The 8111-nt window shown below is 55.6% G+C and carries 13 protein-coding genes and 1 pseudogene; 12 read left to right on the top strand and 2 right to left on the bottom strand.

Features of this window, described 5'->3' with window-relative positions:
- From AC27E8_RS08590 to AC27E8_RS08540, 11 genes are all read left to right on the top strand, one after another.
- A partial coding sequence (locus AC27E8_RS08590; RefSeq protein WP_487111442.1) for a DUF669 domain-containing protein occupies positions 1-347 on the top strand: 347 nt, incomplete at its 5' end.
- 2 nt (positions 348-349) lie between these two features.
- Complete coding sequence (locus AC27E8_RS08585) at positions 350-754, top strand: hypothetical protein (RefSeq protein WP_487097196.1); 405 nt, start codon at positions 350-352, stop codon at positions 752-754.
- A gap of 56 nt (positions 755-810) precedes the next feature.
- On the top strand, positions 811-1050 hold the full coding sequence (locus tag AC27E8_RS08580) for a hypothetical protein (RefSeq protein ID WP_487097198.1): 240 nt from the start codon (positions 811-813) through the stop codon (positions 1048-1050).
- 294 nt (positions 1051-1344) lie between these two features.
- Positions 1345-1560: a hypothetical protein gene (locus tag AC27E8_RS08575; protein ID WP_487097200.1), complete on the top strand. Its 216-nt coding sequence runs from the start codon at positions 1345-1347 to the stop codon at positions 1558-1560.
- A 46-nt stretch (positions 1561-1606) separates the two neighbouring features.
- Positions 1607-2002: a RusA family crossover junction endodeoxyribonuclease gene (locus AC27E8_RS08570; protein ID WP_487097202.1), complete on the top strand. Its 396-nt coding sequence runs from the start codon at positions 1607-1609 to the stop codon at positions 2000-2002.
- Complete coding sequence (locus AC27E8_RS08565; protein WP_487097203.1) at positions 1984-2517, top strand: AAA family ATPase; 534 nt, start codon at positions 1984-1986, stop codon at positions 2515-2517. The genes AC27E8_RS08570 and AC27E8_RS08565 overlap by 19 nt, the downstream gene beginning before the upstream one ends.
- A 216-nt stretch (positions 2518-2733) precedes the next feature.
- A complete protein-coding gene (locus tag AC27E8_RS08560) occupies positions 2734-3447 on the top strand; it encodes a putative quorum-sensing-regulated virulence factor (protein WP_487097204.1) in 714 nt (237 codons plus the stop codon).
- Between the two features lie 56 nt (positions 3448-3503).
- Positions 3504-4004, top strand: a complete 501-nt coding sequence (locus AC27E8_RS08555; RefSeq protein ID WP_487097205.1) for a sigma factor-like helix-turn-helix DNA-binding protein — start codon at positions 3504-3506, stop codon at positions 4002-4004.
- A gap of 190 nt (positions 4005-4194) precedes the next feature.
- Complete coding sequence (locus AC27E8_RS08550; protein WP_487097206.1) at positions 4195-4449, top strand: hypothetical protein; 255 nt, start codon at positions 4195-4197, stop codon at positions 4447-4449.
- A 7-nt stretch (positions 4450-4456) separates the two neighbouring features.
- The gene (locus AC27E8_RS08545; RefSeq protein ID WP_487097208.1) at positions 4457-4696 is read left to right on the top strand and encodes a hypothetical protein; all 240 of its coding nucleotides are present in this window, start codon (positions 4457-4459) and stop codon (positions 4694-4696) included.
- An 18-nt stretch (positions 4697-4714) separates the two neighbouring features.
- The gene (locus tag AC27E8_RS08540) at positions 4715-5149 is read left to right on the top strand and encodes a hypothetical protein (protein WP_487097210.1); all 435 of its coding nucleotides are present in this window, start codon (positions 4715-4717) and stop codon (positions 5147-5149) included.
- Positions 5150-5908: 759 nt separating this feature from the next.
- Here AC27E8_RS08540 and AC27E8_RS08535 read toward each other — a convergent pair.
- Positions 5909-6046 carry a hypothetical protein gene (locus tag AC27E8_RS08535; RefSeq protein ID WP_487097212.1) on the bottom strand — a complete coding sequence of 46 codons (138 nt, stop codon included), beginning with the start codon at positions 6044-6046 and terminating at the stop codon, positions 5909-5911.
- Between the two features lie 244 nt (positions 6047-6290).
- Positions 6291-7112, bottom strand: a pseudogene (locus tag AC27E8_RS08530) (IS1634 family transposase); the annotation flags it as partial.
- A gap of 109 nt (positions 7113-7221) precedes the next feature.
- Between AC27E8_RS08530 and AC27E8_RS08525 the strand changes: the two are divergent.
- Positions 7222-8111 (top strand): IS256 family transposase (locus AC27E8_RS08525; protein ID WP_487111440.1); only part of this gene is annotated, 890 nt, incomplete at its 3' end.

Raw genomic sequence — 8111 nt, 5'->3', positions numbered from 1 at the left:
AGCCGTTGCCAGATGGCAAGTACCTTTGCCGCTTGGAGCGAGCGGAAGTCCGCAAGAACAAGGGCAACGACGGGAAGCACTTGTTCTTGGTGCTTGTGGTGGACGAGGGGGCCATGAAGGGGCGAAAGGTCTATCACAACAGAGTCATCGCCGACAACGAGAAGGCCCTTGCGTGGTTGAAGAACGATTTGCTGGCGATTGGATACAACGACTACGTCTCAAAGCTGGAATCCCTGGTAGGGAAATGTGTCGGCACCCGGGTCAGGGTGACGCTCAAGACGGTGACGAATCCTGGCGACGGAAAGAAGTCGCAAGTGGTCTATCTTGACCCAGTTAGGGGGCGCTGACCATGCGGGCCACATTGGAGCGGTACACGGCGGAGTTCGCCTTGTGGAGTCGGCACACACCGAATCGGGATCTCGTGGCCCTAGTGTACGACGTGCGGGATCGGCATGGCAATCTCTTGCGCAAGCACGCGTGGCTCCAGCTTGGACAGCGGTCGCCTCAGCATCAACCTCCGTTGCGCTCGGGCGAGATCGTCGAGTTCTACGCTCGGCGTGAGCGGTATCGCAGACGAAAGCCTCCGCCGCCCGGTGAGGAATCGGAGCCGTGCATCGGATTCCGGGTGGTGGGGTGTCTGTATCCAGCGGATCTCGAGCGGAGGGAGGATCCTTATGAAGCGACGCGAGGTTTGGCGACGGCGCTTGCGCCGACTGTTGGTGCCATGGCGGAAGCGGGTGTGGATCCCCGTTGACCCGCCGGAGCGCCGACAGCCGCCTGCGACGCCGGAAGCCTGGGAGGATGATTTTGATGATGCTGACAGGCATCGTGGAAGATTGCATTGACGCATTGGAGCATGACCGCGATGCCTACGTTGTCTATAAGATTCCACGAATCGCCAGAGGCTGTCGGATTCGCATCACACCAAAAGCTGGACCTTTGGGTGAAGTCGTAGAGGTCGGCCAAGGTTATACTGTCGCGAGGTTCAAGGCGTCCGAAGTCCTGGAATGGCTCGCGGTATTGGGTGATGGAGATGCACAACATGCATGAGCAGGGACAACGACAAGCGACAGTCGTCGAAGCCAGGCCACTCAAATGGCGACGAGGGTTGCCCACCGTGCTCGAGATCGTGATGGAAGTCAACGGCCAGGTGCGCGTACAGGAGTACATTCTGCGACCGGAGAACGGGTTTCGTCACAAACGAAAGGGGACTTTCAAACGAGCCTCGACGTTCAGTTCACATAATGGAAAGATCTAAATGTCGGTTCTGCGGCGAGCCCGTGGGCTACTATTGGAGCGTGCTCTGCGAAGACTGTCGAGACGAGTATCGGGAGGGCGAGATCAATGAACGAACGATTCGAGTTCCTCGAGGCGCAGTTACAACAAGCCGGTGAGCGCGTCGCCTGCGCGAAGGCGATGTGGCTCGTGAATCGCCACACCGATCGCGCCAACCAGCTCTATGAGCGGTACCGCGCCGAGCAAGCGTACCTGGCCCAACTGCTCGACGCGATCGCCGCTCCACAGTGCGATGAGTCTGGACCTCCACAAGCGGCATGTTAACACCGATTTCGTCGCTAAAACATATGAAACGATTGGAGGTCACGTCATGCGCTTAGTTCTTCCGCTTCCACCGAGTGTCAACCACGCCTATCGAAATTTCGTCCACCCGAAGACCGGGCGGCGGATGCGAGTGTTGTCACGCGAAGCCGAGCGTTTCAAACGTGACGCGGCGTGGTTGGCGCGCGAATGGGCGGAGCGGACCGGTTGGTGCGTGCCTCCGCCCGGTACAAAGGTCGTCTTAAGGATATGGTATTACTGGTCAAACCGAAGACGAACGGATACGAACAATCGGAACAAAGTATTGCTGGATGCTCTGGAGGGCGTGCTATACGTCGACGATCGTTGGGTGCTGGTTCGAGAAATGGATTTTGAGATCGACAAAGCAAATCCGCGTATCGAAATTGAGCTGGAGGCGTTGTCGGAGTGCGAAATGTCTTTTTGATTGGCCCGATGGGTGCGGGCAAAACGACGGTAGCGAAATACCTATGTCAACAACATGGCTACGTGAGGTACTCGCTGGCTTCACCGGTGCAAGCAGTGCTGGAGATCGCCGCGCCGTGGCTTACAGGCGCGAGCAAGGCGGTCAAACGACCCTACATGCAGAAAGTCGGTCGTTTTCTGCGACAGTTCCAGCCGAACCCGCTGCTCTTCCATGCCGAACAGGTGCTGAAGTCGGTGCAGACGCCTGTTGTGATTGACGATGGGCGAACGGCTGAAGAAGCAGTGTGGGCGGATCGGCAGGGATGCTCGGTCATTGTGCTGATGGCATCCGAGTTCGTGCGCCGACGCCGAATTCTGCAACGTGATGGAGAACTTCCTGACGCGAGGACGAACGAGGATGAGACGGAGCAGCAATGGCGTTATGTGCAGGGTGTCGTGATCGACACATCGGACATGACGGAAGACGAGATGTGTGAGCGAGTGTGGCAAGCAATTCAGGGGCGGGATATCGGATGAGGAACCGCGAGCACGCGACATCAGTACCCAATTGGAATAACGAGAAACGGGCCACCGGGTCATCGGACGTTACGGTGTACCGCTGGGAGCCGCATGAGGTTGAATCGTATCTCGAGCGCAAGTATGGCAAACGACAACGGGAGCCGTATCACCGCCCCGTTGTACCAAAAACGCCAACTCAAACAAAGAAAGGGCGAAAAAGAAAGGGCGAAAACGATGAGGCTGAGTGAAGCGAAATTTGTCGTCGTCGACACAGAGACCACCGGGCTACCACCCGAGGGTCGCGTCGTCGAACTCGCGCTGGTTGAGGTCGGGCTCAAACGTGAGCCGCAGATCGTGTATTCGGCGCTGGTCGATCCCGGATGTCCGATCCCTCCGGAGGCCTCCGCAGTGCACCACATCACCGACCGAGATGTCGCAGGAAAGCCGCGGCTGTCTCAGGTATGGCCGAAGGTGCTCGGATACATCGGCGACGCGATCCTGGTCGCGCACAACGCGGAGTTCGATCGCGGGATGCTGCCGGAGACGGGTCGACCGTGGATTTGCTCGAAGCGGCTGGCGCAGCACTTGTGGCCTGATGCGCCGCGGCACTCGAACCAGGTTCTGCGGTACTGGCTCGGGATCGACGTGGAGGTGGGACAACCCCACCGCGCGCTGGGCGACGCGATCGTGACGGCGCACGTGTTCCAGCGTGAGCTCGGGGTGTATCTGGAGTCAGGGTATCCCGACGATGTGGACGAGCTCATCGTCTTTGCGGAGTCGCCGATTGAGGTGCAGACGATGCCGTTTGGGAAGCATCGGGGTGTGCCGTTGAGGGACGTCCCGTTGGACTATTTGGATTGGGCACTTCGTAACTTGCAAGACCTGTCGCCGGATTTACGGTGGAGCATGCAACGAGTATTGGAGCAGGGGTTGGGATGGACGGGTTAATCTGTTGTGGATAAGTCTGTGGATTCTGTGTGGATAACCTGTGGAGGGACACGTCCATGCGTCGCGATCTGGACGACCTAATTGCGGAGTACGAGTCCACCCGCAAGTCGATCCGAGAAGCCCGCAATCGTGCGCGGAGAGAGCAGAACGATCACGATGCCGCCCTGTACGACAGCATGGTGAAGACGATTGATTACGCGCTGGCGGTGATGGAAGGCGGACATCGTGCGCCGCGGAGAGAGATTCTCGTTGGCGACCTGGTGGACCTGGACAGGCTGGCGGCACGTCGGAGGCGGTGGATGGACTGGGACGACGCAAGCGAGGGTGGCGAAGAGGAAGAACGTCTGCCCGTGGCGTGGCTGTCGGTCCTGAGTCTGCGGGAAGCGGCATGCCTCTTCGCGTACGAGTCCGGCATGACTTACTCGGCGATCGCGCGGGAGCTTGGGATCACACGCGGCGCGGTGCAGAACCATCTGAAGCGGGCGCGGGAGAAGTTGGCGAGGGTGGATGGGGTGCAGTTGGGGTTGTGGTCTGATAACTGCTCAGGTCTACCGTGATTTCGTTGCATATGTTCGGTGTCCGGTCACTAACATGCGGACCGATCCTGGGTAAAGAAAGTACGTCTTGCGTGAGATATTCCATGATGTGGTTTACAATGGCCTAATGAATCTACCTAGTGGGGTTTCCCCCTACGACAACTTGACACGGCTTATCAGTGATTATATTCTTACACTGGAGGTGGATATTATGAATACAATCGCAACAGGCGGTTACTCACACTCCGAGCGGACTCAAGGCTATTCTCATCAAAACTCGACTTATGACGTTTCTCCACAAACTGGTTATAAACTTGCGGGTTCAATGCTTGTTGCTAATGGTGCTGAAGTGGCGTCAATCGGGCTTGAAGCGGCATCTACCGGAGTTGCTTTGGTTCCAGGCCTATTCATAACTGGAATTGGTCTAGCGGAAATGGGGTTTGGAATTTGGGCGTTTGGAAGGTAAACTTGACATGAAACAAAATAAGAGATGGGTATGGATACTTCCTTATATGGGTTTGCTGGCGAGTATTGTCATGGCCATTATACTTTTGTTTTCTGGTTCTGGCAGTTTGGGGTATAGGATTTTTCATAATTGGTGGATGAGTGTTATAGTTTTGTTGTTTGGTATTCTCCAAAGACGTCCAACTCGTGCTATATCTTCATTTTTTCTTCGTGCTTGGAATAAAAAAATAGAAAAAACCGACAAATGAATTTGAGAAAGAAGCGAAATGGAGGTAGATTTTTATGGGGAAGTTTTTTCTCTTCTGACCTGTAAAATGGTAGACTCTGAGCTTCATCCATTAGAGGTTAGAAACTGCTTTTACATCGGTGTAGACAAGTCATTTTGCGTGTACGCTTCCTTTTGGCATCCTAATAGTTGTCGTGTTGTTTTCTCGTTAAGAAGTTTAGCTGATCCTGATAAAATCTTGGCTTCAACGGTGTTAGATTTGCCGGAAAGTAAAGATAATGTACGGGTGGCTGTATGTGTTATTGAAATACACCAAACGGGGAGGAGGTTATTAGGGAAATGGATAATTGATTTCGATATAAATGGCGAAAATGAAGGGCAGTGCGAAGTTGAGATTAAAGATTTCACATATATAAAAAACGCACCTTACAATTCAAGCATCGCAGGTATTTCTCGATTCGATACATTAGTATGATTCTTAGAGTCTTCGTGCACGATCCCTCTCCTCGTTCAAGCACACATCGATAGTGTCAAGCGTCAGTGAAAATGTCACCTTGAAACGCGTCATTTACGTCTTTGAATGTGTCACCTCGAGAGCGTTCGGACGTGCGCGCCGTACCCTTGCACGGGTGCAGGCCGTTTGACTTGAGCCTGAAGGGACCCAGGAGCAAGAGGACTCATGACGGACCCTCGAGACCCCCTTCAGGCGCCGCAAAAGTTTACCGCACCCGTGCAAGGGTCGCTTCGCTTACGGCGGGTTCCTTGAAGCCACCCCAGGAGCAAGCCTTGACGATCTGACCGTGGCTTGATTACGGTGAAATTGCCTCTGCAGACGGGGTCGGAAGCTTCGGCTTTGGGCGGCCGAGAGTCATTCGACGCCATGGATGGTCTGCAGGGGGCTTGTAGGGTTGGCGGGAAGGTGTGGGCGTGGCATCTTCCCGCCTTTGAACAGCCGGAGACTTCGAGCAAGGCTCGAGACGATACAAGCGACCTTGTCCTGCCGCAATCCACAATTCTCCGTTAGTAGTCACCCGAACCTCCACGGTGGAACGAGGGCCAAAGTCTCTTGGTGCTGATCGGGAGCAATGCGGTACATTTGTCCTTTCCACGAAATCGTTTGACCCGGCTTCGACAGTTGGATAGAGCATGTAGACTCATGGATGGATATGGGATCCTGAAGCGGCGCGGCTTGTCGGACTTATCGACAGGCGTGCGCCGCTTCCTGTATCAATTCTCATTCGATCTCGATCACGTCGTCCAATCTCACGACTTGCTCGCCGTCGGTGGTTCTCACACGCAGTTCCCGTCCGCACACCGACACGCGGCCCATCAGCACCACGTCCCGCTCAGGCGTAAACACCGTCACCCGCACGGCACGCTTCTCGCGAATTGCCGCGCTGCCTCTAGGATGTTCATGTTCCGTGAGATGGTGACCCACGAAAACTCATAACCCACATTTCGCGCCGCGCGACAGAAACTTAGCTGGAAACTTGAGCGAAGTAGCCATCTGAGCGTCCGACGACTGTATGGCTGGAAGAGTGTAGGGGATCGAAAGCGCGATCTTTTTGAGAAATGTTCAGTTTTGGAAACTCTGCGCGCACGGACCCAAGTGTCAATCAAGCCGTTTTTTGCGCTTCCGTGTAGATGCTCAGGTCCATGTTTAGCAGGTTAAGAACCCTCATGATCTGAGGATCATGAGGCGTTGCAGGTACTCGCTGCCACGTGTCGCCGACCTGCATGTGCACGGTTGTCATTCCATCCAACATCTCGAGGATGGCCAACCCTGTTGGACGAAAACTCTTTCGTTTGCCTGGAAGCATGAGGGGTTCCGTTTCCCGCTTCATCTTCTCTCGGATGAGGTATTCCAACACGCTGTACAAGAGCAGAGATAACAGCATGACGAAACCGAACGCTTTCACCCGTGTCGGCTTATGCAAGTAGATGGGCCCTACGTGATACGGGCTTTTCAGATACCGAAAACGCGCCTCCACCTCGTGTTGTTCCTTATACAGGCGGAGAATCTGTTCATCTGGCACGCGCTGATCATCGCGGATGTCGGTGATGAGCACAAACGTCGCTTCCTTCTCTCGCCACTGCTGAACCCGTTCCTCAGAAGGCGGTAAGATCGCCACTTCCACACGGTACTGTGTATGCATCGGCGGAGGCGGGTCATCTTTGCGCGGGCGACCGCGGTGCGCGCGTTTTGCCTGCACCTGTTCGGCACATATGCGGGCCGAGATGGGATGCAAAGTGGCACGGTGTTCGTGCATGAAGGTCTGCATGGCCATCTGCGCATCTTGTTCACAACTGTAGACGTTTTGGTTCATCGCCTTGGCCGCTTTCTCCAGCGCAGCCTTCTCACGCTTGAGCACCTCTTCGAGCTTGCGCTCCTTCCGGGTATCCAGGCTGGAGGAGCGCACCACCACGAATCGATATGTGTTAAAGTCTCAAGTAGTGGTGTAAAATCCGTCAGTCCCAATTGACGAGAAAGCCACCGTGCGTGTCTACTCTAAGTGTGGCGAACACCAAAAGTAGGAGGTACGCACGATGGCTTCGCTTAATAGCTTCGCAGTTTTGGAATGGATTCGCAAGATGCAAGATGAGGATCACATCGACGTGTTACGTGAACTCATGCAACTGATCGCCCAATTCATAGTCGATGCGGAGGCGACGGAGAAAATCGGCGCGGAGCGTTATGAACGCACAGAGAGCCGCGTCACGCAGCGAAACGGTTCGCGCTCGCGCACGTGGGATACGCGCCTTGGAACCGTGGAGCTGAAGATCCCGAAGCTCCGCCAAGGCAGCTTCTTCCCCTCCCTGCTCGAACCAAGGAGACGAGCGGAGCAAGCGCTGGCGGCTGTCATCCAGGAGGCTTACGTGAAGGGCGTCAGCACCCGCAAGGTGGACGACCTTGTGCGAGCCCTTGGATTGGAGGGCATCAGCAAAAGTGAAGTTTCTCGTCTGTGTCAGCAGATGGACGAGACCGTGCAACAGTTCAAAGAACGGCCGCTGGAACATGAGTATCCGTACGTGTGGCTCGACGCGACCTTCCCGAAGGTTCGGGAAGGTGGTCGCGTACAGAGCATGGCTTTGGTGATTGCGATTGGGGTGACGGACACCGGTGAGCGAGAAGTGCTTGGGTTTGACGTCGGCACGAGCGAGGAAGGTGCCTTTTGGACGGATTTTCTCCGAAGCCTGAAAGCCCGCGGACTGCGGGGCGTGCGGCTGGTCGTCAGCGACGCACATGCGGGTTTGCGCCAAGCGATTGCCGAGGTGCTCACAGGTGCAACCTGGCAACGATGCAAAGTGCACGCACTGCGCAACGTGCTGAGTCAGGTGCCGAAGAAAGAGCAGGCGATGGTCGCATCCATCCTGCGGACGATCTTTGCCCAATCGTCCCAGGAGGCGGCTCGCAAGCAACTCCGGCGCGTCGTGGC

It is taken from the genome of Alicyclobacillus sp. CIJ1 (assembly GCF_057538885.1).
Note: the sequence above shows the minus strand (reverse complement) of the source record. Positions and strands in the feature narration are given on the sequence as shown.

Bases quoted from the DNA above. Each gene is read 5' to 3' on its own strand.
- AC27E8_RS08555 (WP_487097205.1), top strand. From the start codon at position 3,504: ATGCGTCGCGATCTGGACGACCTAATTGCGGAGTACGAGTCCACCCGC.
- AC27E8_RS08540 (WP_487097210.1), top strand. From the start codon at position 4,715: ATGGAGGTAGATTTTTATGGGGAAGTTTTTTCTCTTCTGACCTGTAAA.
- AC27E8_RS08545 (WP_487097208.1), top strand. From the start codon at position 4,457: ATGAAACAAAATAAGAGATGGGTATGGATACTTCCTTATATGGGTTTG.
- AC27E8_RS08550 (WP_487097206.1), top strand. From the start codon at position 4,195: ATGAATACAATCGCAACAGGCGGTTACTCACACTCCGAGCGGACTCAA.
- AC27E8_RS08570 (WP_487097202.1), top strand. From the start codon at position 1,607: ATGCGCTTAGTTCTTCCGCTTCCACCGAGTGTCAACCACGCCTATCGA.
- AC27E8_RS08585 (WP_487097196.1), top strand. From the start codon at position 350: ATGCGGGCCACATTGGAGCGGTACACGGCGGAGTTCGCCTTGTGGAGT.
- AC27E8_RS08560 (WP_487097204.1), top strand. From the start codon at position 2,734: ATGAGGCTGAGTGAAGCGAAATTTGTCGTCGTCGACACAGAGACCACC.
- AC27E8_RS08575 (WP_487097200.1), top strand. From the start codon at position 1,345: ATGAACGAACGATTCGAGTTCCTCGAGGCGCAGTTACAACAAGCCGGT.
- AC27E8_RS08580 (WP_487097198.1), top strand. From the start codon at position 811: ATGATGCTGACAGGCATCGTGGAAGATTGCATTGACGCATTGGAGCAT.